The following is a 20,984-nucleotide window of genomic DNA, read 5'->3' on the forward strand; positions in this document are numbered from 1 at the left end:
CGATTCGGTGAGGCGACGCAGGCGCGCCGAGCGGCAAGGGTGGCGCCGCGATGTGTCGCCATGCTGTCAAACGGGATGAAGGGGGCTGGCATCAATGCGCCCGCGGCATCGGAGAAGGCGCGCGCATTAATGAAAGGACGCTGTGAGATTTAAAACGGAAGCGGCGGCCGGAAAAAATCGCGCACCGGAATGCCCGATTTTTTGCGTCGCCCGTATCGTTTCCTGCCGGGATATTTAAAAGCCCCATGCCGCCCTCATTATTTCCTGTCCGGCAGCCCTGGCTAGCTGCCGCGTCCCAGTTTAAAACCGGGTTTATGGTATTCCACGTGCCCGAGATCCATCATTTTCCATCGGCCGCCCCAGGTCAGGCCGACTTGCTCGGCGACCTGGCCGTACAACTCGTAGCCGCGCATCGCCCAGGGATCTTTCTCGGAAATGACCAGCTTGCCGTCGCGCAGGAATGCGTTGTCGGCCGCCAGCCCGAATTGGTGATAACTCTGGAAGGCCGCCGCGTTGGTCACGTTGCTGCCCATCTGTGCCAGCCGGTTCTGCCGTTCCGGGCTTCGGTACCCTTCCAGCAGCGCCATCTCATAACCGTGCTGTTCGTGCATGATCTTGTAGACCAGCAGCAGACGCGTACGGAAATCCGGGTCCAGCAGGTTCCAGTCGCGGCTCGCATCCTTGAGTGCCGGGCGTATTTGCTCGACTTCCTTGGTGGCGAAGACTTCCGGCGGCAGCGGCGGCGGCGGTACGAGCTGCTCGCCCTGCAGCAGCGCGGCGATCTTCTCGTCGGGCACGCGCGCCGTGTCGTCATACTGGAACAATTGCCGGCCGCGTAAAGCAATGGCGACCAATGGCGGCGTCGCAAGAATACCTGCCGATACCATAATCATCAAGCGCCGTCGAACCAGTAAATTTTGCACATCGTTTAATGCGCCGCGCGTAACGCTTGCCGATTTAACAATCTGACTCCGCGTGCGCGCGGCGCGATCGTTCGCGCGGCGCGTAAGACGGCCGTGAAACTGGGCGACGGATTCGAAAACGGTCGCGCGGATACCCGGTAAAAGCAACAGTGCCGCAACCGCAACGGCAAGGGCGAAATAGGCGACGAGTGCGACGGCAATCAAGGAAATCCCCGGAAATTGGAATTGATTGTGTTTTGCAATGCTTGCTCTTAGAATCAGGCTGCTTCGAGAGGCCGGGCTATATTATCGCGGTGAATTAAACCAGGATTCAATGAGACGCTGAATGAGTGCGCCGGAAAATTCAAATTCGAAAACTCCGCCCAGCCTGCTGTCCGATACTAAACCGGCAGGCGAGGGAGGACCTCAGCAGTCGCGCATTCTCGCGAATCTGGAAGGACGTGTCACGCCGCCCGCCGAACCCCCGCGCCGTTCGCTGAAGGCGCCGATCGCCGCCGTCGTCGCACTGGTGGTTGCCGTCGGCGGCTGGGGTGCGTGGCGCATGCAGCAGCACTCGGGCGAACCGGTCGCCGCCGTGACGGCCGCCGCCGAGCCCGCGGCCGCCGCGCCGGCCAAGGCCGTACCGGCCAGCAACGCCGTCGCGCAAGTCGCGCAGAATGGCGCATCCGCCGCGTCCGCCGTGCAACCGGCCACGATCGTCAACGACGATTCGGCATCCCAGGCCGTTGCCTCCGCATCGTCCGCGTCCGCCGCCGACGGCAGCCGCCTGTCGCGCGCACTGGCCAATGGCGCCGACGACGCATCGGGCGCAGCCACGGCCGGCGCGGCTGCAGCCGCCACGGCCGCAGCAGCCGCGACGACGAAGACCGCGAAGGCCGACGCCACGAAGAGCACGAAGGTCGCGGCGCACGGCAAGGCCGACACCAAGGCCGAGGCCCGCAAGCATCGCAAGGAACAGGAGGCGGAGCTCGCGCAGGCGAAGAAGCGCCGCGACGCGGCCGCGACCCGTACCGCGAAGGCGGCCGGGAAGGACGATCCGGATGCCGACCTGCTCGCGGCGCTCGTCGCGCGCACGAAGCCGGCCGACAAGAAGCTCGCCGCGCAGAAGGGCCAGGCCGTGCCGACCAAGACGGCCGCGACGTCCGGCTCGCTCGCGTCGCGCGTGAAGGAATGTTCGGAGCGCGGCTTCTTCGAAGATCAGCTGTGCCGCTGGCGTGTGTGTGACGGCCACTGGGGCAAGGACCCCGCGTGCCCGAGCGCCGCACAGTCGGAGACGCGGCAGTAGCGCGCGTTGCGCCTGCCGCCGCGCTTGGTCCGCGCCGCCCGTTGGGCGGCGCGTTGCTTTTGGGGGCGAGCAAGCTGCCGGTATGATGCGGCCTGATGCTGTCACGAGCGCGTCACGCCCGTCGGGCATACGTCTCCATTCCTTTCCCGGCGCGGGCCCGCGACCCGCGATGTGCGGCGCGTCGCGCGCCGCACGACCTTCGACACGATGGACCTGATCGTACAGACTTACGGCGCCGATACGTCCGGCATGGTGTGCGGCTTCCGCTTCGTGCCCGGCGGCGCCGGCGCGACGCTCGACGCCGACGCGGCCGCCGCGTGGCTGCGCACGTGCCGCGAACACGGCACAGGCGCGTCGGGCGATTTCGTCTGGCTGCATTTCAATCTCGCGCATGGCGCGAGCGAGCGCTGGATGCGCACGCATCTCGGGCTGCCCGACAGTTTCTTCGAATTTCTCCACGAGGGGTCGCGTTCGACGCGCATCGAGCAGGAAGACGGCGCGCTGCGCGCGATCGTCAACGACGTGATGTTCAACCTCGAGCTGACGCCGTCGGAGATCGCGACGCTGTTCGTCCACGTCGAGCAGCGCATCATGGTGACGGCGCGGCTCAAGCCGCTGCGCTCGGTCGACACGCTGCGCGCGTGCGTGCGCGATGGCGAGCGGTTCAGGTCGCCCGCGGAGCTGCTCGTGCACCTGCTGCGCGACCAGGCCGACCTGCTGATCCAGATCATGCGGCGCACGAGCGTCGACGTCGACCGCATCGAGGATCGCTTCCTGTCGCAGCGGCTCACGTCGAGCCGTATCGAGCTCGGCGCGATGCGCCGCACGCTGACGCGCCTGCAGCGCATGCTCGCGCCGGAACCCGGGTCGATCTTCCGGCTGCTCGCGAAGCCGCCCGCGTGGCTGCACCTGGAAGACGTGCAGGAGCTGCGCGAATCGACCGAAGAGTTCTCGCTCGTGCTCGCCGACCTGGCGGGGCTCAACGAGCGGATCAAGCTGCTGCAGGAAGAGATCGGCTCGCGTCTCGACGAGCAGAACAACCGGACGCTGTTCACGCTGACGCTCGTGACCGTGATCGCATTGCCGATCAACATCGTCGCCGGTTTCTTCGGGATGAACGTCGGCGGCGTGCCGTTCTCGGAAAACAAGCACGGCTTCTGGCTGATGGTGCTGCTCGTCGCGGGCTTCACCGCGCTCGCCGCCTGGTGGGCATTCCGGCGTCGCGACGACCGCTAGCGACGCATCGGCGCCGCGGCGCGGTCGCGCGTGCGTCGGGCGGACGAAAAAAGGGCCTCGCATGCGAGGCCCGTCAAAGGTCGGAGAAGCCGGTACGCCGTCCGGCGCCGCAGGCTGCGCGGCGCCGGACGGCTGCGCACCGTTACTGCGTCACTACCTTGCGCGGCTTGAAGATGCCCTGGTATTGCAGTGCCGGGCGTTCCTTCGTCGTCAGCTCCACGCCGCCGAAGGTCGGCGTCTGGCGCAGCTTCATCGCGGCCGGCGAAGCGACCGAGCCGATCGACGTCGAGCGCGAAGCCGGCGCGAGATTGTTCGCGACGAGCAGCGCGGCTTCGCTCTTCAGGTTCGCCAGCAGTACCGGATCGGTCGAGCCGTTGACCTGCGTGAGCAGCCCGCTCCAGGCCGCGTCGCTGTAGTTCACGACGTAGTAGTCGAGACCGCTCGGGTCGGCGACCACGCCCGTGCAGCCGTCGATCCGCGTCTGCGTCTGCGTGTCCTTCAGCGCGAGCGTCGTGCGTTTCGCGAGACCCTGGCCGTACGCGAGCGTGATCGGCACCGTCCACTGCAGGCCCGGATACGCGTTCTTGTTCGGGAACGGCTGCTGTTTCAGCGTGACGATGGTCTGGTTCTTCGTCAGGTCGCACTGCGTGTCGAGCGAGATCAGCGGCACGCCGGTCTGACGCACGTAGCTGTCGCCGATCGGGCCGACCGCCTGGCCGCTTTCCTTCGACAGGGCATCCCACAGGCGCTTCGGCGTACCGTTGCCGAACGAGTAGTCGACCAGGTACTGCTGCAGACCCTTGCGCAGCGTCTGCTCGCCGAGATAGTTCTCGAGCGTCTTCAGCACGTGACCGCCCTTGTCGTACGTGAACGCGCTGGCGCTCAGCACGAAGTCGTTCGACGCCCAGCCGTTGAAGTTCGGCGCGACCGGGAATGCGTTCGGGCCGATGTCACGATTGATCACGCGGTACTTGTTCTTCACCTGGTCGAGCCAGCTGAATTCGTCGGGGAAGAACTGGATCGTGGTCTTCGTCTCGAAGAACGTCGCGAACGATTCGTTGAGCCACACGTTGTCCCACCAGTCGGTCGTGACGAGATCGCCGAACCACTGGTGCGCGACTTCGTGCGTCAGCACCTCGTTGCCGTAGTGCGACATCGGCTGGCCCGGCTGCGGCAGGATGTCGTCGGCGAACTCGAGGATCGACCCCCAGTTCTCCATCCCGCCGAAGTTCAGGTCCTTCTGGTCCTTGAACGCGTCGTTCGCGGCCACCGTGTCGAACTTCGTGAGCGGCAGCGCGATGCCCGTGTAGCGGTAGTAGAAGTCGAGCGCCTGCTTGGTGCGGTCCATCGCCGGCTTCGCCCACTCGCTCATGCCCGGCGGCGTGAACACGCGCAGGTGCAGGCCGCCCTTGCCGCCCGGCAGCGGGCTCGTGAAATCGTCCTCGTAGGTGTCGAACATGCCGCCGCCGAAGAACAGCAGGTACGACGGCATCGGCGGGGTCTTCTCGAACTGCACGAGCTTGTAGCCGCCGCCGACGTTGGTCGACGGCTTTTCGGCCGCGTTCGACACGACGCGCCAGCTCGACGGCACTTCGGCCGTCACTTCATAGGTCGGGCGGAAGGCGGGCTCGTCCCAGCCCGGGAACCACTGGCGCGCCAGGTTGGTTTCGCCCTGCGTCAGGATCGCGCCGCTCGTCTTGCCGTCGGTGCCTTTCAGGTCGACCCGGAACACGCCTTCCGCGGCCGAGCAGCCCGGATACGGATCGTCGCCGCAGCTGCCGCCCGTCTTCGTGCCCGGATCGTCATACGACTTGAAGTTGATGATGCCCGACCACTCCATGTGCAGCGAATAGGTGCCCGGCGAGATCGTGCCGCTCACGGGCCGCAACTGATAGAAGTCACCCTTGTCCTGCGGCGTCGCAATCAGCTGGATATTGCCCGGCTGCAGCGTGATGCGGCCGTTCGTGAACTTGATCCGGTGGCCGGCGATCACGATGTTGTTGACCGGCTTCAGCACCTTGATTTCGACGTCGGCGCGGCCGTCGAACGCGTTCAGCGCGTCGTTCGGGCGGAACCACAGCCGGTAGTTCACGGGCACCACGGTGTCCGGCAATTCGACAGGCGATACGCTCTTGTCGACGTTCGATGCGCTCGGCGGCGCGGTGACGGCGGGCGACGAGCCTGAATGCGGCGCGCCGGCGGAGCTGAGCGCGGAAGCGGAGCCCGCACCGCCGTCGTCGCCGCCGCACCCGGCGAGTGCCAGTGCGGCGACGAGCGGCAGATAACGCATCTTGCGAATATGGATCGACATGACTGAAACCTCGATTGTTGAAGGAATCGTTCAGTGCTGCGAAAACGCCGGCAAAAGCCATCCCCTCGCCGTTAATCAGCGGCGAAAAAATGGCAATGGCGGATTATTCGAAAAGACGGTAGCCGACTACGTGAAGGTAATCATGGTTTACTGCCCCCTCTGGATTTCCGGATATTGGTTAACTTGCCAGTTCAAAATGGCCGGACGCGTGTTGTACTGAATTGATTTCGCGCGCACGACACGGGGCCGCGCGCCCGGCGGGGCGCGCAATCCCTTTGAACCGACGACCTACGGGGCTGGCCGGGCCAGGCCGCAGGACGGAAGGAAGGCGGGTTGCCATTCCGTAAATGCGCCGTCATGCGGCTTCAAGGTTTGTCGGCTTGCTCCAAGGATGCGTAAATATACTTGATGGTTTTGGGTAAAGGAAACGAAAAATTTAGAAAGAGCATCTATTGAATTCTCCGTGCTTCATTGAATGCTGGAAGTCATTAATTCGCTTTCCGTTTAGCTGATGATTTCGTAGTTTTAATCTATTAACGATCTTGGACTGCCGCGAAAACTACGAAATCCGGCGTGGAGCGGCACGCTCGGTACAATGCATCGACGACCCGCTCACCGATCGCCGCGAGGAGGCCCTTCCATGCCACGTACCCTGTTCCGTTTCGCGCCGCTGCGCGCCGTGCCGATGCTGTTCGCCGCCGTGCTGCTGCTGCTCGGCGGTTGCGCGGGGCTGACGCGCGACCCCGTGCGCGTGTCGGTCGCGGGGCTCGACCCGCTCGTCGGGCAGGGGCTCGAGATGCGCTTCAACCTGAAGCTGCGCGTGCAGAACCCGAACGATGCGCCGATCGAGTACGACGGCATCTCGGTGTCGCTCGACCTGAACGGCACGCCGTTCGCGAGCGGCGTCAGCGATCGCGCGGGCACCGTGCCGCGTTTCGGCGAAGCGGTGCTCGACGTGCCGGTGTCCGTGTCCGCCTTCGCCGCCGCGCGGCAGGCGTGGAACCTGCCCGGCGCGGCCGCGAACGGCGAACTGCCGTATGCGCTGCGCGGCCGGCTCGCCGGCGGCGTGATCGGCACCGTGCGCTTCAACGACGCGGGCACGCTGCGCATGCCGGTCATGCCGGGGTGGGGCGGGCAGGCCATGCGGTTTCCGGTAACGTCGCTCAAATGTCAACGAAAATTGACGATTTGACGGTCTTCAATGCTTATCGTCGCGTGAGGTCGATTTTTGCGGGCGTTGCCCCTACACTTGCCGATGTCCGAGGGCCGGACATTCTTCCAGGAGCAAACCATGGCGGCAAAATTCGAGATCAAGAAAGCCACGAACGGTCAGTACTACTTCCACCTGAAGTCGGCGAACGGCGAGATCATTCTCGCGAGCGAGCGGTACGAAGAGAAGGGCGGCGCGAAAAACGGGATCGCATCCGTGCGGGAAAATGCGCCGCTGGACGAGCGCTATGAGCGCAAGCTCGCCCACAACGGCGAGCCGATGTTCAACCTGAAGGCGGCCAACCATCAGGTCATCGGCACGAGCGAAACGTACAAGAGCGTGCAGGGCCGCGAGAACGGCATCGCGGCCGTCAAGCGCGATGCGCCCGGCGCGGAAGCCATCGATCTCGACTGACGGTCGATCGCGCCGCGACGCATGCTTTCGGGCGGGCGTCGCGGCGCCCGTTTTGCCGGTCCGGGCAAAGCGCGGTATGGTGTGGTCCGCGCGGTGAATTCCCGCCGCCATCGATGCCAACCGTAACCGAGTTCGCGTGACCGATTTCCCCGTTTTCCACTGGACCGACGCCGACGGCGCCGATCATGCCGTGCGCTGGCGCTCCGAAGCCGGCGTGCCGCCGCCCAAGCGTGCGGTGCCCGCCGACGATCGTCTTGCCGCCGACGCGGCTTACCGCCTTGCTTGCGAGGGCACCGCGCTCGTCTGGCAGGGTGATTTCCAGAATGCGCGCCAGCTCGTGCAGGCGATGGCGCGCCGTGTCGAGCGCAAGCCGAAGAAGGCGAAAGCCGCGGCCGGCGTCGACGCATTCAACCTGCATCGTCTCGCGCAGTCGCAGCGCGCGCGCACGCTCGGGATGCTGCTGATCCCGCTCGACGCCGACTACACGATCCCGCTGCGCCGTGCGCCCGGCGTGCGTGCCGCCTGCGAGGAGGCGTATGGCCCCGGCGGCGCGCCGTCGGTCGTGTCGCTGCGCGAACTGCTCGGTCTCGTCGGTGCGCATGAGTGGCGCAAGAAGGGCGTACCGATTCCGGCGCTCGGCGGCGCGCCGATCCACCCGCACTATGGCGTGTTCTCGCCGGTGCGCGGCGAATACGTCGACCTCGTCGCGCGCGCGCCGCTGCCGGCGACATCGCTCGCGTTCGACATCGGCACCGGCACCGGCGTGCTGGCTGCCGTGCTTGCGTCGCGTGGCGTCGAGCGCGTGGTCGCGACCGACCAGGATCCGCGTGCGCTGGCGTGCGCACGCGAGAACGTCGCGCGGCTCGGCCATGCGAGCCAGGTCGACGTCGTCGAAGCCGACCTGTTTCCGCCCGGCCGCGCGCCGCTCGTCGTCTGCAACCCGCCGTGGGTGCCGGCCCGGCCGAGCGCGCCGATCGAATACGCGGTCTACGACCCCGACAGCCGCATGTTGCGCGGCTTCCTCGCGGGGCTCGCCGCGCATCTCGAGCCGGGCGGCGAGGGCTGGCTGATCCTGTCCGATTTCGCCGAGCATCTCGGCCTGCGGCCGCGCGAAACGCTGCTGCAATGGATCGACGAAGCCGGCCTCGTCGTGCTCGGCCGCGACGACATCCGCCCCGCCCACCCGAAGTCGACGGACGCCGACGATCCGCTGCACGCGGCACGCCGCGCCGAAGTCACGTCGCTGTGGCGGCTCGGCGCACGAGCCTGACCGCGCATTTTCGGTAAACTGTCGCCATTCCTCACGAATTCCCGCCGCCGGGCCGTGGTCGACCGACCGTGGCCCGGCGCCGCATCACGATGTCGAACAAGACCCACGAAATCCGTCCGGAGCAGTCCGTCGAGCTGCTGAAGGAACTGCACATCCTCACCCGCGACGGGAAGCTGAACCAGGACAGCCGCCGCAAGCTGAAGCAGGTCTACCACCTGTTCCAGTTCATCGAGCCGCTGCTCGCCGGCGTGCAGGCCGACCAAGGCAACGTGACGCTCGTCGATCACGGTGCCGGCAAGTCGTATCTCGGCTTCATCCTGTACGACCTGTTCTTCAAGCAGCAGCCGGGGCACGGCACGCCGGCGTTCGCGTCGCACGTGTACGGGATCGAGACGCGCGAGGAGCTCGTCACGCGCTCGACCGAGCTGGCCGCGCGGCTCGGGTTCGGCGGCATGTCGTTCCTGAACCTGTCGGTCGCCGACTCGATCACGTCGCCGCGGCTGCCCGAAACCGTCGACGTCGTCACCGCGCTGCATGCATGCGACACGGCGACCGACGACGCGATCCGCTTCGCGCTCGCGAAGCGCGCGCAGCACATCGTGCTGGTGCCGTGCTGCCAGGCGGAAGTCGCGGGCGTGCTGCGCAAGAACAAGGGCAAGTCGCTCGCGAACGCGCTGACCGAGGTGTGGCGGCATCCGCTGCATACGCGCGAATTCGGCAGCCAGATCACCAACGTGCTGCGCTGCCTGCAGCTCGAGGCGCACGGCTACCAGGTCAGCGTGACCGAACTGGTCGGCTGGGAGCATTCGATGAAGAACGAGCTGATCATCGCGCAGTACAAGAACCTGCCGCGCCGGCGGCCCGGCGAGCGGTTGAACGAGATCCTCGGGATGTTCGGCCTTGCCGAACTGAACGAGCGCTTCTTCGTGGCGCAAGCCGCGGGAGCAGGCGGCGAGGCCGCCGAGCCGGCCGAAGGCTGACGCACGGCCCGCGCGGCGCGTCAGACGTCGTCGCCCGGCCTGCGCATCCATTCGCGCCAGCCGTCATGGCCGAGGCGGCGCAGCGTTTCCTGATTCTTTTCGTAGATCGCGGACGCGTCGGGAAACGCGTCGACCGCGCGTGCGATGCTGTCCTCGCGCAGCAGATGCAGGATCGGGTACGGCGCGCGGTTCGTGTAGTTCTCGATGTCGTCGGGCGCGGTGCCTTCGAATCGGTATTGCGGGTGGAAGCTCGCGATCTGCAGCACGCCGTCGAGCCGCAACTGCTGCACCAGCCGTTCGGCAAAGAACAGTGCGTCGTTGTAATCGACGAAATCGGCAAACGCATGCGGGAAGATCAGCAGCGTCGTATCGACCTGCCGCGGGTCCGCCGCATCGAGCGCGCGCAGCTCGGTCTCGAGTTCGGCGAGCGCATCTTCCAGCGTCGTCGCGTCGCTGATCGCGTAGCGCACCTGTTCCTTCACGTAGACGCTTTTCGCGAACGGGCACAGATTGAGCCCGATCACCGCGCGCGCGAGCCAGTGCCGGGTGGCGGCGAGGATGTCGTCGTGCGATTCGGGGCGGGTGTCGGTCATCGTGAAACCAGTCGGGCGGAAGAACGGCGAGGGCCGCATTGTAGCGGGCGCGCCGCGCGCCGGCGCATGCGCCGCGTCAAGCGCAGGCGGCTTCGATCAACTGCGTGACGAGCGCGGGCGCGGCGCCGATCGGCGTTTCGCCGTGCCGGTACGTCTGGCTCGCCGCATAGATGCCTTCGACCACCAGCGCAAGCGCGTCGGCCAGCGCCTTCGGCTGCCGCGCGCCGGCGCCTTCGCATAGCGAGACGAGCCGTTTCATCAACTGTTCCTTGTTTTGCGCGACGCGCTCGCGCGCCGGGTGCGACGCATCCGGGAATTCGGCGGCCACGTTGACGAACGGGCAGCCGCGATAGTCCTTCTGCGTCGCGCGCTCGGCAAGATCGACGAAATACTGGATCAACTGCGCCTTCGGCTGCCCCGGGTGCTTCGCGGCGCTCGTGTCGAGCCGCTCGAAGAAGCATGCGTCCATCCGTTCGAGATACGCGAGGATCAGCTCGTCCTTCGACGAGAACTGGCGGTACAGGCTCATCTTGTTGACGCCCGCGCGCTCCACGACCGCCTCGACGCCCACCGTTCGCACGCCTTCCCTGTAAAACAGCTCCTCGGCGGCACGCAGCAGGTGCTCCTGTGCGGTGGCGCCGTCGATCGGCCGGCGCGTACGCCGCGCCGGCGGTTTGTCGATCTCGATGCCCGACATGATGACCCTCGACTACGTGATGAATTGCTTGACATGTTACCGACTGGTAACTACGATCGCAACACACTTGTGACCGGTCGGTAACAATCGCGCCGGATCGACAGACGAATGCCAAGCGTCGGCCCGGGTCAGCCGACGTTGCAATGCGCGGCGGAGGTGGCCTGATCGGGGCGGAGCAGGTGCGATGGCGCCGGAGCCGCCAACTGGAGAACGCGAAGATGAACTGGGCAGTGACACGAATCAGCGGGCGCTTCCACTACGGATGGCTCGCGGCGGCGGTGGTATTCCTGATCCTGCTGGCGGCAGCCGGCACGCGTGCGACGCCGAGCGTGCTGATGGTGCCGCTCGAGCGCGAGCTCGGCTGGAGCCGGGCGGCGATTTCGCTGGCGATCTCGGTGAACATCGCGCTGTACGGCCTGACGGGCCCGTTCGCGGCCGCCGCGATGCAGCGCTTCGGGCTGCGCCCGACGATCCTCACCGCGCTGGTGACGATGAGCGCGGGCGTCGCGCTGTCGTCGATGATGACGCAGAGCTGGCAGATGGTGGTGATCTGGGGGCTGATGGTCGGCTGCTCGACGGGCGTCGTCGCGCTGACGCTGTCCGCGACCTTCGTCACGCGCTGGTTCCATGCACGGCGCGGCCTCGTGATGGGGATCCTGACCGCGAGCACGGCCACCGGCCAGCTCGTGTTCCTGCCGATGCTCGCGGCGATCGCGCAGCGCCACGGCTGGCGGCCGGTCGTGCTGGTCGTCGCGGTGGCGGCCGCGATCGTGATTCCGCTGGTGGCGTTCCTGTTGCCCGAGCGGCCGGCCGACGTGAAGCTGCGCCCGTACGGCGAGCCGGCCGACGCGCCGCCCGCGCCCGACGCGACGAAGGAGAACCCGCTCGCGGTCGCGTTCCGCACGCTGCTGATGGCGAGCCGTTCGCGCGACTTCTGGCTGCTGTTCTTCAGCTTCTTCATCTGCGGCGCGAGCACCAACGGCTACGTCGGCACGCACCTGATCGCGATGTGCAGCGACTACGGGATGACCGAAGTGCAGGGCGCATCGCTGCTTGCGGCGATGGGGGTGTTCGACCTGTTCGGCACGACGCTGTCGGGCTGGCTGTCCGACCGTTACGACAACCGCGTGCTGCTGTTCTGGTACTACGGGCTGCGCGGGCTGTCGCTGATCTATCTGCCGCATGCGTTCGGGATCGATTTCTTCGGGCTGCCGCTGTTCGCGATGTTCTACGGGCTCGACTGGATCGCGACCGTGCCGCCGACCGTGCGGCTCGCGACCGATGTGTTCGGCAAGGCCGCGGCGCCGGTCGTGTTCGGCTGGATCGTCGCCGGCCACCAGCTCGGCGCGGCGTTCGCGGCGCTCGGGGCCGGGCTGCTGCGCGCGAGCCTCGGTACCTACACGGTCGCTTCGATGATCTCGGGCGGGCTGTGCATCGCCGGCGCGCTGATCGTGCTGCGGATCAACCGCGGCCCGTCGCGCGCGGCCGCGCAGGCGGCCTGATCGCGGTGAACGCGGCCGGCCGCGCAGCCTGCGGCCGGCCAATGCACGCACGGAGATTTGCATAGCGCGGCGGGAGCGGGCGCGCCGCCGCTCAAGCGGGTATGCTTGCGGTTCGCCGGGCGTTCGCGCCCCTTCATCGATGTCAGCGAGGAACCGCATGTCCGTCAAACCTGCTCCCACCACTGTTTCGATTCACGATCTGATCGCAGGCCGCTGGAGCCCGCGTGCCTATTCGGACGAGCCCGTCAGCGCCGGCGATCTGCACGCCGTGCTCGAAGCGGCGCGCTGGGCGCCGTCCGCGTACAACGCCCAGCCGTGGCGTTTCATCGTATTCGATCGCGCGCATGACGAAGACGCATTCAAGCGCGCGTTCGCGACGCTGGTGCCGTTCAACCAGGGCTGGAATGCGCCGGCGCCCGTGCTGATCGCGGTGACCGCGCACACGTTGACGCCGAAGGGCGAGCCGGCACCGACCGCGTCGTACGACGCGGGCGCCGCCGCGATGTCGCTGGTGCTGCAGGCGCATGCGCTCGGCCTCGCGGCCCACCAGATGAGCGGTTTCGATACGAAGGCGTTTCGCGACGCGTTCGCGATTCCGGCCGACGTCGCGATCCTGTCGATCATCTCGCTCGGCCACTACGGCAACGTCGACAAGCTCGATCCGGTGCTGCGCGATCGCGAAAAGGCGCCGCGTACGCGCCATGCGATCGGCGAAGTCGTCTATGCGGGCGCGTGGAAGAAGGGCTTCGACGCGGCAGCCTGACCCCGCAGGCGGCGGGCTGCGTCCTGCATCCCGCCCGTGTGTGTCCCTGGCGCGCCGCGGCGCGCGCCGTCGCCTGCCGCGCCCGCCGCGCGGCACCGGTGGCCCGCCCCGGTTGTGATCCAGCGGGCTTCATGTTAAAAAGCCCGTCCTTTCCGTTTTCGCGCCGGCCCTGCTGCGGCAATTTCCCATGACTTACTGCGCGATCGATTTCGGCACGTCCAATTCCGCCGTGGCGCTGCCCGACGGCGACGGCATGCGCCTCGCGCCCGTCGAGGGCGACCACCTGACGCTGCCCACGGCGATCTTCTTCAACAACGACGAGGAAACGGTCGAATACGGCCGTGCGGCGCTGGCTTCCTATATCGACGGTTTCGACGGCCGGCTGATGCGCTCGATGAAGAGCATCCTCGGCTCGCCGCTCGCGGAGACGACGACCGATCTCGGCGACGGCAGCGCGATCGCGTACACCGAAATCATCGCGCGCTTCCTGACCCACCTGAAACGCAAGGCCGAAGCGCGCGCGGGCGCGCCGATCGGCCGCGCGGTGCTCGGCCGGCCCGTGTTCTTCGTCGACGACGATCCGCGCGCCGACCGTCTCGCGCAGGATCAGCTCGCGGCGGCCGCGCAATCGGTTGGTTTCGCGGACGTTCACTTCCAGTACGAACCGATTGCCGCCGCGTTCGACTACGAATCGCGCCAGCAGGCCGAGCGCCTCGTGCTCGTCGCGGACATCGGCGGCGGCACGTCCGACTTCTCGCTGGTGCGCGTCGGGCCCGAGCGGATGGCGCGGCTCGAGCGCAAGGACGACGTGCTGGCGCACCACGGCGTGCACGTCGCGGGTACCGACTACGACCGGCGTGTCGAACTGGCGGCGATCCTGCCTGCATTCGGCTACCGTTCGCTCGACCCGGAAGGGCGCGAACTGCCGAACAAGATCTACTTCGATCTCGCGACCTGGCACCTGATCAACACGGTCTACACGCCGAAGCGGCTCGGCGAGCTGAAGCTGATGAAGCACCTGTACCAGGACGTGCGGCAGTACGACCGGCTCACGAGCGTGGTCGAGCAGCGGCTCGGGCATGCGCTGATGGCGCGCGCGGAAGAGGCAAAGATCGGCGTCGCGGCGGGCGGGGAGACGATGATCGACCTGAACGACGTGGAAGAAGACCTGCTGATCGCGTTCGACGCCGATCGCCTCGTCGATGCGAGCCGTGACGACACCACACGCATCGTCGACGCCGCGCGCGAGACGGTGCGGCTTGCGGGCATCGCGCCGCGCGAGGTCGGCGCGCTGTACTTCACCGGCGGTTCGACCGGGCTCGCGTTCCTGTCGGGTGCGCTCGCGGGCGCGTTTCCGGAGGCGCAACCGGTATTCGGCGACCGCCTCGCGAGCGTCGCGACGGGCCTCGGCATTCACGCGCAGCGATTGTTCGGTTGAATGGCGGCAGGCGGAAGGGCGTAGCTGCCATCCCGCATCGGCGCCCAAAAACAAAAAGCCCCGCCGAAGCGGGGCTTTTTTACACGAATTATCGCGCCAAGCTTAGACCGGACGGATGTTCGCAGCTTGCAGACCCTTCGGGCCCGTCTTCACTTCGAATTCAACCTTCTGGTTTTCTTGCAGCGTCTTGAAGCCTTCGACGCGGATTTCCGAGAAGTGCGCGAACAGATCGTCGCCGCCGCCTTCCGGGGTGATGAAGCCGAAGCCCTTTGCGTCATTGAACCACTTGACGGTACCGGTTGCCATGTTACTTGTTCCTAAAAAGATAAAACGGGGCCGAAGCCCATGGGGTGCGGAAAATCAAGGAAGGGGTAATAGGACCACCGGAGTACCGTTGATGGGCGAACTACGAAAGAACCAATTCACTCGCCACCTGAAATCCTGCGAAGTCCTTTATACGGCTAATCGCGCTCATGGTCAACCGTATTCCCATGCTCTCAGGGTTATTGCGTATATCAGGTTTACAAAGCTTGCAGGCGATGCGAATTTTTTGTAGGGGCCGAACGATTTTGGCGGCACGTTCGAGGTGCAACCGTTAAACTACGCGCCGCGCGGACGGGTTGCCCCGATCGGATGATTCGTCCCCCCAAGAATGCGTGCGCGGTGCTGTCCGAGCCGATCCCGGACCGCGGGCCGACCATGCTTTTTGAGACACAGGAGAGGATGTGAAGAGTTCTATTCAACGGAACATCGGCCCGTTTGCATTGATGCTGACGGGGCTGGGTTCGATTATCGGCTCGGGCTGGCTGTTCGGTGCCTGGAAAGCCGCGAAGATCGCCGGTCCGGCGGCGATCTGCGCATGGATCATCGGTGCGGTCGTGATTCTTGCGATTGCACTGACGTACGCCGAACTGGGCGCGATGTTCCCCGAGTCGGGCGGCATGGTGCGCTACGCGCGCTACTCGCACGGTTCGCTGGTCGGTTTCATCAGCGCATGGGCCAACTGGATCGCGATCGTTTCCGTGATCCCGATCGAGGCCGAAGCGTCGATCCAGTACATGAGTACGTGGCCGTATCCATGGGCGCATGCGCTGTTCGTGAACGGCGAGTTGACGACACCCGGCCTGCTGCTGTCGGCCGTGCTGGTCGTCATCTACTTCATGCTGAACTACTGGGGCGTGAAGGCCTTTGCCCGGGCGAACACCGCGATCACGATCTTCAAGTTCCTGATCCCGGGCGCCACGATCCTCGGCCTGATGCTGACGAGCTTCCATTCGGAGAACCTCGGCACCGCGTCGAATGCGAGCTTCGCACCGTATGGCTGGTCGGCCGTGCTGACCGCGGTCGCGACGAGCGGCATCGTGTTCGCGTTCAACGGTTTCCAGAGCCCGGTGAACCTGGCGGGCGAAGCGCGCAATCCGTCGCGCAGCGTGCCGTTCGCGGTGATCACGTCGATCCTGATCGCGCTCGTGATCTACGTGCTGCTGCAGATGGCGTACATCGGCTCGGTGAATCCGGCTGACGTCGCGCAGGGCTGGGCGCACTTCAATTTCTCGTCGCCGTTCGCGGAACTCGCGATCGCGCTGAACCTGAACTGGCTCGCGATCCTGCTGTACATCGACGCGTTCGTCAGCCCGAGCGGCACCGGCACGACCTACATGGCGACGACCACGCGGATGATCTACGCGATGGAGCGCAACAACACGATGCCGAAGATGTTCGGCAACGTCCACCCGATCTACGGTGTGCCGCGCCAGGCGATGTGGTTCAACCTGCTCGTGTCGTTCGTGTTCCTGTTCTTCTTCCGCGGCTGGAGCTCGCTCGCGGCGGTGATCTCGGTTGCAACGGTGATCTCGTACCTGACCGGCCCGATCAGCCTGATGGCGCTGCGCCGCGCGGCGACCGACATCGAGCGCCCGCTGTCGATCCCGCTGATGAAGCTGATCGCACCGTTCGCGTTCGTGTGTGCGTCGCTGATCCTGTATTGGGCGAAGTGGCCGCTCACGGGCGAAATCATCCTGCTGATGATCGTCGCACTGCCGGTGTACTTCTACTTCCAGGCGAAATCGGGCTGGACCGGCTGGGGCGCCGACCTGAAGGCTGCCTGGTGGCTGGTCGCGTACCTGCCGACGATGGCCGTGCTGTCGCTGATCGGCAGCAAGGAATTCGGCGGTCACGGCTACCTGCCGTACGGCTGGGACATGCTGATCGTCGCGGCGATCTCGCTGGTGTTCTACTTCTGGGGTGTGAATACCGGTTACCGGACCCAGTATCTCGACGAGCGCGAGTCGCACGACGAGATCCTCGAAGGGGTCGGTGCCTGACGCATGACCTGTCGCCGGATTCGGCGGCGGCGGGAAGCAGCGGAAAAAGCCCGCCCGAGCGATGCTCGGGCGGGCTTTTTGTTTGCGTCGGCGATGGCGTCGCGGCTCAGGCGTTGGCGCTCGCGAACACGTAGTTCGTCATCGCGAGCACGCGCTGGTAGGTGCCGAGCGACTGGATGCCGAGCTGGTAGTCGTCGTCCGCCGCGCCGAGCGCCGTGAAGGCCGGCAGCAGATGCTCGTCGGTCGGATGCATCAGCACCGCGTGCGGCGCCTGCCGGCGGTAGTCGAGCAGCGCATCGACATCGCGCGCGGCGAGCTTCGCCTCGAACCAGTCGGTGAATTCCGCGACGCGCGGGTCCGCATCCTCGGGCGCGGCACCGAAATCGGCCGCACGCAGGTTATGCGTGATCTGGCCCGAGCCGATCACCATCACGCCTTCGTCACGCAGCGGCCGCAGCGCACGGCCGAGCGCGAAGTGGTGCGTCGCATCCGCGCGCGGCTGGATCGACAGCTGCGCGACCGGCACGTCCGCCTCCGGGAACATCAGCAGCATCGGCACCCACGCGCCGTGGTCGAGGCCGTGCTCGGTCGTCGCGGTCGCGATGCCGGCCGCATTCAGCAGCGTGGCCGCGCGTTCGGCGACGTCGGGCGCGCCCGGCGCCGGATAGCGGATGTCGTACAGCGCCTGCGGGAAACCGTAGAAATCGTGAATCGTTTCCGGATGCGCGGCGACGCTCGCAACCGGCCGTTGCGTGCCCCAGTGCGCGGACAGCATCAGTACCGCGCGCGGGCGCGGCAATTCGGCGCCGAGATGCGTGAATGCGCCGGACGGCAGCGTCGGGTCGATCGGCAGCGTCGGGGCGCCGTGGGACAGGTACAGCGAAGGCAAGCGGTTCATGGTGGTGGCCTGCAAAAAGGGTTTGCCTGTGACTATAGGCGCGCACCGCGTATTGATAAATCCGCGTGGCGGAATTTGATTGGCGCTTGTTTGTTGATAATCGTTGCAACGTAATGCGTGACGGTGTGCGAAATCGTCAGTGCGCGTGCAATCGAGTGAATTGCCGTGAAAATCGGCGAAGATGAGCGAAGAAGGAGGCTTACTGCGCGTGCCGGATGCCGGCCCAGGGTGTCGTCTGCGGCGCGCTGAGCGCGAACAGGTCGAGGACGCGCGTGACGGTCTGGTCGACGAGTTCCTCGATCGTCTTCGGCATCGCGTAGAACGCGGGCAGCGGCGGAAAGACGATGCCGCCCATCTCGGTGACGGCGGTCATGTTGCGCAGATGCGCGAGGTTGAACGGCGTTTCGCGCACCATCAGCACGAGACGGCGACGTTCCTTCAGCGTGACGTCGGCCGCGCGCGTGATCAGGTTGTCGGACAGCCCGTGCGCGACGCTCGCGAGCGTCTTCATCGAACAGGGCGCGATCACCATCCCGTCGGTCGCGAACGAACCCGACGCGATCGTCGCACCGACGTCGCGCACCGAGTGCACGACGTCCGCTCGGCGTTCGACCTCGGCCTTCGGCAGCTTCAGTTCATGCTGGATGTTGAGCCAGCCGGCGTTCGAAATCAGCAGGTGCGTTTCGACGCCGCCCGCGGCGCGCAGCAGATCGAGCAGCCGGACGCCGTAGATCGCGCCGGTGGCGCCGGTGATCGCGACGATCAGCCGGCGTGGCGGCGCGCTGGGAGAGGCCATCGAAAGGGCAGCGGCTGCCGCGTGTCAGGCGGCGGCGAACAGTTGCTGCAGTTCGCCCGACTGGTACATCTCCATCATGATGTCCGAGCCGCCGATGAACTCTCCCTTCACGTAGAGCTGCGGAATGGTCGGCCAGTTCGAGAATGCCTTGATGCCCTGGCGGATTTCGTCGTCTTCCAGCACGTTGACCGTCTTGAACTGGTCGACGCCGCAGGCTTTCAGCACCTGCACGGCGCGGCCCGAGAAGCCGCACATCGGGAATTGCGCGTTGCCCTTCATGAAGAGCACGACCTGGTTTTCGTCGACGATTTGCTTGATACGTTGTTGGGTGTCCATGACTGACCTTGCGTTTGCGGGGCGTTAGATCGAAATGATAGCGGATTTCAACCGGGCGAGCCGGGCGTCAGCCCGGCCGCCGGCCGCCTGTCGTGCGTTCGATCGAGGCGAGATCGGCGAGCGATTCGACCGCGACGAAGCCGTGCGAGGCGAGAATGTCGCGGACGGCTTCGGCCTGATCGTAGCCGTGCTCGATCCAGAGCGTGCCGCCCGGTTTCAAATGGGCGCCGGCGCCCGCGACGATCGTGCGGATCGCGCTGAGGCCGTCGGCGTCGTCGGTGAGTGCGCCGCGCGGCTCGAAACGCAGGTCGCCCTGCGCGAGATGCGGATCGTGCCGCGCGATGTACGGCGGGTTGCTGACGATCGTGTCGAACACGAGCGCCGGATCGAGCGCCGCGTACCAGTCGCTCTGCAGCCACTGCAGCGGGCCGCCGGGGCGGCGTGCGTCGAGCAGCTTGCCTGCGTTGCGCTGCGCGACGACCAGCGCGGCCGGCGAGCGATCGAGCGCCCACACGCGTGCATCGGGGCGCTCGGCGGCGATCGACACGGCAATCGCGCCACTGCCGGTGCCGAGATCGAGCACGGCCGGATGCGGCAGCCCGTCGATCGCATCGAGCGCGGCTTCGACGAGCAGTTCGGTTTCGGGGCGCGGGATCAGCACGTCGGGCGTCACGTCGAACGGGCGGCCGAAGAACTCGCGGATCCCGACCAGTTGCGCGACGGGTTCGCCGGCGACGCGGCGCGCTTCGAGCGCGCGGTAGCGTTCGACCGCGGCCGCATCGAGCGGCGCATCGCCGCGCGTGATCAGCTGTGTGCGGGTCCAGCCGAGCGCGTGCGCGAGCAGCACGCGTGCGTCGACCGCGTCGAGCGGTGACGCGCGCAGCAATTCGGCGGCGGTGGTGTCGGGCATCGCGGCCTCAGTCGGCTTCGCCGAGCGACGCGAGCAGCTCGGCCTGGTGCTCGCTGACGAGCGCGCCGATCAGTTCGTCGAGATCGCCGTCCATGATCGCCTCGAGCCGGTACAGCGTCAGGTTGATCCGGTGGTCGGTCATCCGGCCTTGCGGAAAGTTGTACGTGCGGATCCGTTCGGAACGGTCGCCGGAGCCGATCAGGCTCTTGCGCGTCGCGGCTTCCTTCGCGTGCTGCTCGTGATACTGCTTGTCCTTGATGCGCGCGGCGAGCACCTTCAGCGCGCGGTCCTTGTTCTTGTGCTGCGAGCGGTCGTCCTGGCATTCGACGACGATCCCGGTCGGGATGTGCGTGACGCGCACCGCCGAATCGGTCTTGTTGATGTGCTGGCCGCCCGCGCCGGATGCGCGGAACGTGTCGATCCGCAGGTCGGCCGGGTTGATCTCGACTTCGCCGATTTCGTCGGCTTCCGGCATCACCGCGACCGTGCACGCGGACGTATGGATGCGCCCCTGTGTCTCGGTCGCCGGCACGCGCTGCACGCGATGGCCGCCCGATTCGAACTTCAGGCGCGAAAACGCGCCCTGGCCCGCGATCCGCACGATCACTTCCTTGTAGCCGCCGAGATCCGACGCGCTCTCCGACATCATTTCGACCTGCCAGCGCTGGCGTTCCGCGAAGCGCAGGTACATGCGCAGCAGGTCGCCCGCGAACAGCGCCGATTCGTCGCCGCCCGTGCCCGCGCGGATTTCGAGGAAGATGTTGCGATCGTCGTTCGGATCCTTCGGCAGCAGCATCTTCTGCAGCTCGGTCTCGAGGCGCGCCATATCGTCGCGCGCGCTGCGGATTTCGTCTTCGGCGAAGTCGCGCATCGACGGGTCGGCGAGCAGTTCCTGCGCGGCCTTCTCGTCGCTGCGCGACTGGCGCCACAGCGCGTATTGCTCGACGACCGGGCCGAGTTCCGCATGTTCACGCGTCAGCTTGCGGTACTGGTCGAGGTCGGCCGTGACGTTTTCGCGGCTCAGCAGGTCGTTCAGTTCGGCCAGCCGTGTGGACAGCTGGTCGAGCTTGCGTTGCATGCTCGTTTTCATGGTGTGGA

General features: G+C 66.4%; 21 protein-coding genes. 11 read left to right on the plus strand and 10 right to left on the minus strand.

Annotation, left to right across the window (positions count from 1 at the left end; translation table 11 throughout):
* Positions 1-281: 281 nt before the first annotated feature.
* On the minus strand, positions 282-1,127 hold the full coding sequence (locus HWX00_RS27840; RefSeq protein ID WP_034187513.1) for a M15 family metallopeptidase: 846 nt from the start codon (positions 1,125-1,127) through the stop codon (positions 282-284).
* A 121-nt stretch (positions 1,128-1,248) separates the two neighbouring features.
* Here HWX00_RS27840 and HWX00_RS27845 point away from each other — a divergent pair, with 121 nt between their 5' ends.
* Positions 1,249-2,208, plus strand: a complete 960-nt coding sequence (locus HWX00_RS27845) for a hypothetical protein (protein ID WP_059557524.1) — start codon at positions 1,249-1,251, stop codon at positions 2,206-2,208.
* 207 nt (positions 2,209-2,415) lie between these two features.
* Positions 2,416-3,444 (plus strand): transporter, encoded by a 1,029-nt coding sequence (locus tag HWX00_RS27850; RefSeq protein ID WP_059557543.1) that lies wholly within the window; start codon positions 2,416-2,418, stop codon positions 3,442-3,444.
* A 142-nt stretch (positions 3,445-3,586) separates the two neighbouring features.
* On the opposite strand, the gene HWX00_RS27855 is transcribed toward HWX00_RS27850, so the two are convergent.
* Positions 3,587-5,755: a M1 family metallopeptidase gene (locus HWX00_RS27855; protein WP_034187511.1), complete on the minus strand. Its 2,169-nt coding sequence runs from the start codon at positions 5,753-5,755 to the stop codon at positions 3,587-3,589.
* Between HWX00_RS27855 and HWX00_RS27860 the strand changes: the two genes are divergently transcribed.
* From HWX00_RS27860 to HWX00_RS27880, 5 genes are all read left to right on the plus strand, one after another.
* Complete coding sequence (locus HWX00_RS27860) at positions 5,754-5,975, plus strand: hypothetical protein (RefSeq protein ID WP_175027135.1); 222 nt, start codon at positions 5,754-5,756, stop codon at positions 5,973-5,975. The genes HWX00_RS27855 and HWX00_RS27860 overlap by 2 nt on opposite strands.
* 420 nt (positions 5,976-6,395) lie before the next feature.
* Positions 6,396-6,947: an LEA/WHy family protein gene (locus tag HWX00_RS27865; RefSeq protein ID WP_175027136.1), complete on the plus strand. Its 552-nt coding sequence runs from the start codon at positions 6,396-6,398 to the stop codon at positions 6,945-6,947.
* 99 nt (positions 6,948-7,046) lie between these two features.
* The gene (locus HWX00_RS27870) at positions 7,047-7,379 is read left to right on the plus strand and encodes a YegP family protein (RefSeq protein WP_175027137.1); all 333 of its coding nucleotides are present in this window, start codon (positions 7,047-7,049) and stop codon (positions 7,377-7,379) included.
* 136 nt (positions 7,380-7,515) lie between these two features.
* Complete coding sequence (locus tag HWX00_RS27875; protein ID WP_175027138.1) at positions 7,516-8,649, plus strand: methyltransferase; 1,134 nt, start codon at positions 7,516-7,518, stop codon at positions 8,647-8,649.
* Positions 8,650-8,738: 89 nt separating this feature from the next.
* Positions 8,739-9,629 carry a class I SAM-dependent methyltransferase gene (locus HWX00_RS27880; protein WP_124609921.1) on the plus strand — a complete coding sequence of 297 codons (891 nt, stop codon included), beginning with the start codon at positions 8,739-8,741 and terminating at the stop codon, positions 9,627-9,629.
* A 20-nt stretch (positions 9,630-9,649) separates the two neighbouring features.
* Here HWX00_RS27880 and HWX00_RS27885 read toward each other — a convergent pair whose 3' ends face one another.
* Both HWX00_RS27885 and HWX00_RS27890 read right to left on the minus strand, forming a co-directional pair.
* A complete protein-coding gene (locus tag HWX00_RS27885; protein ID WP_034187507.1) occupies positions 9,650-10,222 on the minus strand; it encodes a DUF1415 domain-containing protein in 573 nt (190 codons plus the stop codon).
* Between the two features lie 76 nt (positions 10,223-10,298).
* Positions 10,299-10,919, minus strand: coding sequence for a TetR/AcrR family transcriptional regulator (locus HWX00_RS27890; RefSeq protein WP_175027139.1), 621 nt, complete (start codon positions 10,917-10,919; stop codon positions 10,299-10,301).
* Between the two features lie 218 nt (positions 10,920-11,137).
* Between HWX00_RS27890 and HWX00_RS27895 the strand changes: the two genes are divergently transcribed.
* The 3 genes from HWX00_RS27895 to HWX00_RS27905 all read left to right on the plus strand — a co-directional run bounded on the left by HWX00_RS27895 (position 11,138) and on the right by HWX00_RS27905 (position 14,622).
* Complete coding sequence (locus tag HWX00_RS27895) at positions 11,138-12,421, plus strand: MFS transporter (RefSeq protein ID WP_034187533.1); 1,284 nt, start codon at positions 11,138-11,140, stop codon at positions 12,419-12,421.
* Positions 12,422-12,578: 157 nt separating this feature from the next.
* The gene (locus HWX00_RS27900) at positions 12,579-13,184 is read left to right on the plus strand and encodes a nitroreductase family protein (protein ID WP_034187505.1); all 606 of its coding nucleotides are present in this window, start codon (positions 12,579-12,581) and stop codon (positions 13,182-13,184) included.
* A 187-nt stretch (positions 13,185-13,371) separates the two neighbouring features.
* Positions 13,372-14,622 carry an Hsp70 family protein gene (locus tag HWX00_RS27905; protein ID WP_034187504.1) on the plus strand — a complete coding sequence of 417 codons (1,251 nt, stop codon included), beginning with the start codon at positions 13,372-13,374 and terminating at the stop codon, positions 14,620-14,622.
* Between the two features lie 102 nt (positions 14,623-14,724).
* Here the strand turns inward: HWX00_RS27905 and HWX00_RS27910 are convergent, their stop codons facing one another.
* On the minus strand, positions 14,725-14,928 hold the full coding sequence (locus tag HWX00_RS27910; protein ID WP_006477070.1) for a cold-shock protein: 204 nt from the start codon (positions 14,926-14,928) through the stop codon (positions 14,725-14,727).
* 419 nt (positions 14,929-15,347) lie between these two features.
* Here HWX00_RS27910 and HWX00_RS27915 point away from each other — a divergent pair, with 419 nt between their 5' ends.
* The gene (locus HWX00_RS27915; protein WP_034187503.1) at positions 15,348-16,946 is read left to right on the plus strand and encodes an APC family permease; all 1,599 of its coding nucleotides are present in this window, start codon (positions 15,348-15,350) and stop codon (positions 16,944-16,946) included.
* A 106-nt stretch (positions 16,947-17,052) separates the two neighbouring features.
* On the opposite strand, the gene HWX00_RS27920 is transcribed toward HWX00_RS27915, so the two are convergent.
* The 5 genes from HWX00_RS27920 to prfA form a co-directional block, all read right to left on the minus strand.
* Positions 17,053-17,844, minus strand: coding sequence for a DODA-type extradiol aromatic ring-opening family dioxygenase (locus tag HWX00_RS27920; RefSeq protein ID WP_175027140.1), 792 nt, complete (start codon positions 17,842-17,844; stop codon positions 17,053-17,055).
* 199 nt (positions 17,845-18,043) lie between these two features.
* Positions 18,044-18,640, minus strand: a complete 597-nt coding sequence (locus tag HWX00_RS27925; RefSeq protein ID WP_034187501.1) for a UbiX family flavin prenyltransferase — start codon at positions 18,638-18,640, stop codon at positions 18,044-18,046.
* Positions 18,641-18,664: 24 nt separating this feature from the next.
* Positions 18,665-18,976, minus strand: a complete 312-nt coding sequence (gene grxD / locus HWX00_RS27930) for a Grx4 family monothiol glutaredoxin (protein WP_006477066.1) — start codon at positions 18,974-18,976, stop codon at positions 18,665-18,667.
* Positions 18,977-19,043: 67 nt separating this feature from the next.
* On the minus strand, positions 19,044-19,886 hold the full coding sequence (gene prmC / locus HWX00_RS27935; RefSeq protein WP_175027141.1) for a peptide chain release factor N(5)-glutamine methyltransferase: 843 nt from the start codon (positions 19,884-19,886) through the stop codon (positions 19,044-19,046).
* A gap of 7 nt (positions 19,887-19,893) precedes the next feature.
* Positions 19,894-20,976 (minus strand): peptide chain release factor 1, encoded by a 1,083-nt coding sequence (gene prfA, locus HWX00_RS27940; RefSeq protein ID WP_034187499.1) that lies wholly within the window; start codon positions 20,974-20,976, stop codon positions 19,894-19,896.
* Positions 20,977-20,984 lie beyond the last annotated feature (8 nt).

The organism is Burkholderia seminalis DSM 23518 (assembly GCF_902832885.1).
GTDB classification, from domain to species: Bacteria; Pseudomonadota; Gammaproteobacteria; order Burkholderiales; family Burkholderiaceae; genus Burkholderia; species Burkholderia seminalis.

What these genes read in the sequence shown, in the direction of transcription:
- HWX00_RS27845 (WP_059557524.1), top strand. Translation starts at nt 1,249, where the DNA reads ATGAGTGCGCCGGAAAATTCAAATTCGAAAACTCCGCCCAGCCTGCTG.
- HWX00_RS27850 (WP_059557543.1), top strand. Translation starts at nt 2,416, where the DNA reads ATGGACCTGATCGTACAGACTTACGGCGCCGATACGTCCGGCATGGTG.
- HWX00_RS27860 (WP_175027135.1), top strand. Translation starts at nt 5,754, where the DNA reads ATGACTGAAACCTCGATTGTTGAAGGAATCGTTCAGTGCTGCGAAAAC.
- HWX00_RS27855 (WP_034187511.1), bottom strand. Translation starts at nt 5,755, where the DNA reads ATGTCGATCCATATTCGCAAGATGCGTTATCTGCCGCTCGTCGCCGCA.
- HWX00_RS27865 (WP_175027136.1), top strand. Translation starts at nt 6,396, where the DNA reads ATGCCACGTACCCTGTTCCGTTTCGCGCCGCTGCGCGCCGTGCCGATG.
- HWX00_RS27870 (WP_175027137.1), top strand. Translation starts at nt 7,047, where the DNA reads ATGGCGGCAAAATTCGAGATCAAGAAAGCCACGAACGGTCAGTACTAC.
- HWX00_RS27880 (WP_124609921.1), top strand. Translation starts at nt 8,739, where the DNA reads ATGTCGAACAAGACCCACGAAATCCGTCCGGAGCAGTCCGTCGAGCTG.
- HWX00_RS27885 (WP_034187507.1), bottom strand. Translation starts at nt 10,222, where the DNA reads ATGACCGACACCCGCCCCGAATCGCACGACGACATCCTCGCCGCCACC.
- HWX00_RS27890 (WP_175027139.1), bottom strand. Translation starts at nt 10,919, where the DNA reads ATGTCGGGCATCGAGATCGACAAACCGCCGGCGCGGCGTACGCGCCGG.
- HWX00_RS27895 (WP_034187533.1), top strand. Translation starts at nt 11,138, where the DNA reads ATGAACTGGGCAGTGACACGAATCAGCGGGCGCTTCCACTACGGATGG.
- HWX00_RS27900 (WP_034187505.1), top strand. Translation starts at nt 12,579, where the DNA reads ATGTCCGTCAAACCTGCTCCCACCACTGTTTCGATTCACGATCTGATC.
- HWX00_RS27905 (WP_034187504.1), top strand. Translation starts at nt 13,372, where the DNA reads ATGACTTACTGCGCGATCGATTTCGGCACGTCCAATTCCGCCGTGGCG.
- HWX00_RS27910 (WP_006477070.1), bottom strand. Translation starts at nt 14,928, where the DNA reads ATGGCAACCGGTACCGTCAAGTGGTTCAATGACGCAAAGGGCTTCGGC.
- HWX00_RS27920 (WP_175027140.1), bottom strand. Translation starts at nt 17,844, where the DNA reads ATGAACCGCTTGCCTTCGCTGTACCTGTCCCACGGCGCCCCGACGCTG.
- HWX00_RS27925 (WP_034187501.1), bottom strand. Translation starts at nt 18,640, where the DNA reads ATGGCCTCTCCCAGCGCGCCGCCACGCCGGCTGATCGTCGCGATCACC.
- grxD (WP_006477066.1), bottom strand. Translation starts at nt 18,976, where the DNA reads ATGGACACCCAACAACGTATCAAGCAAATCGTCGACGAAAACCAGGTC.
- prmC (WP_175027141.1), bottom strand. Translation starts at nt 19,886, where the DNA reads ATGCCCGACACCACCGCCGCCGAATTGCTGCGCGCGTCACCGCTCGAC.
- prfA (WP_034187499.1), bottom strand. Translation starts at nt 20,976, where the DNA reads ATGAAAACGAGCATGCAACGCAAGCTCGACCAGCTGTCCACACGGCTG.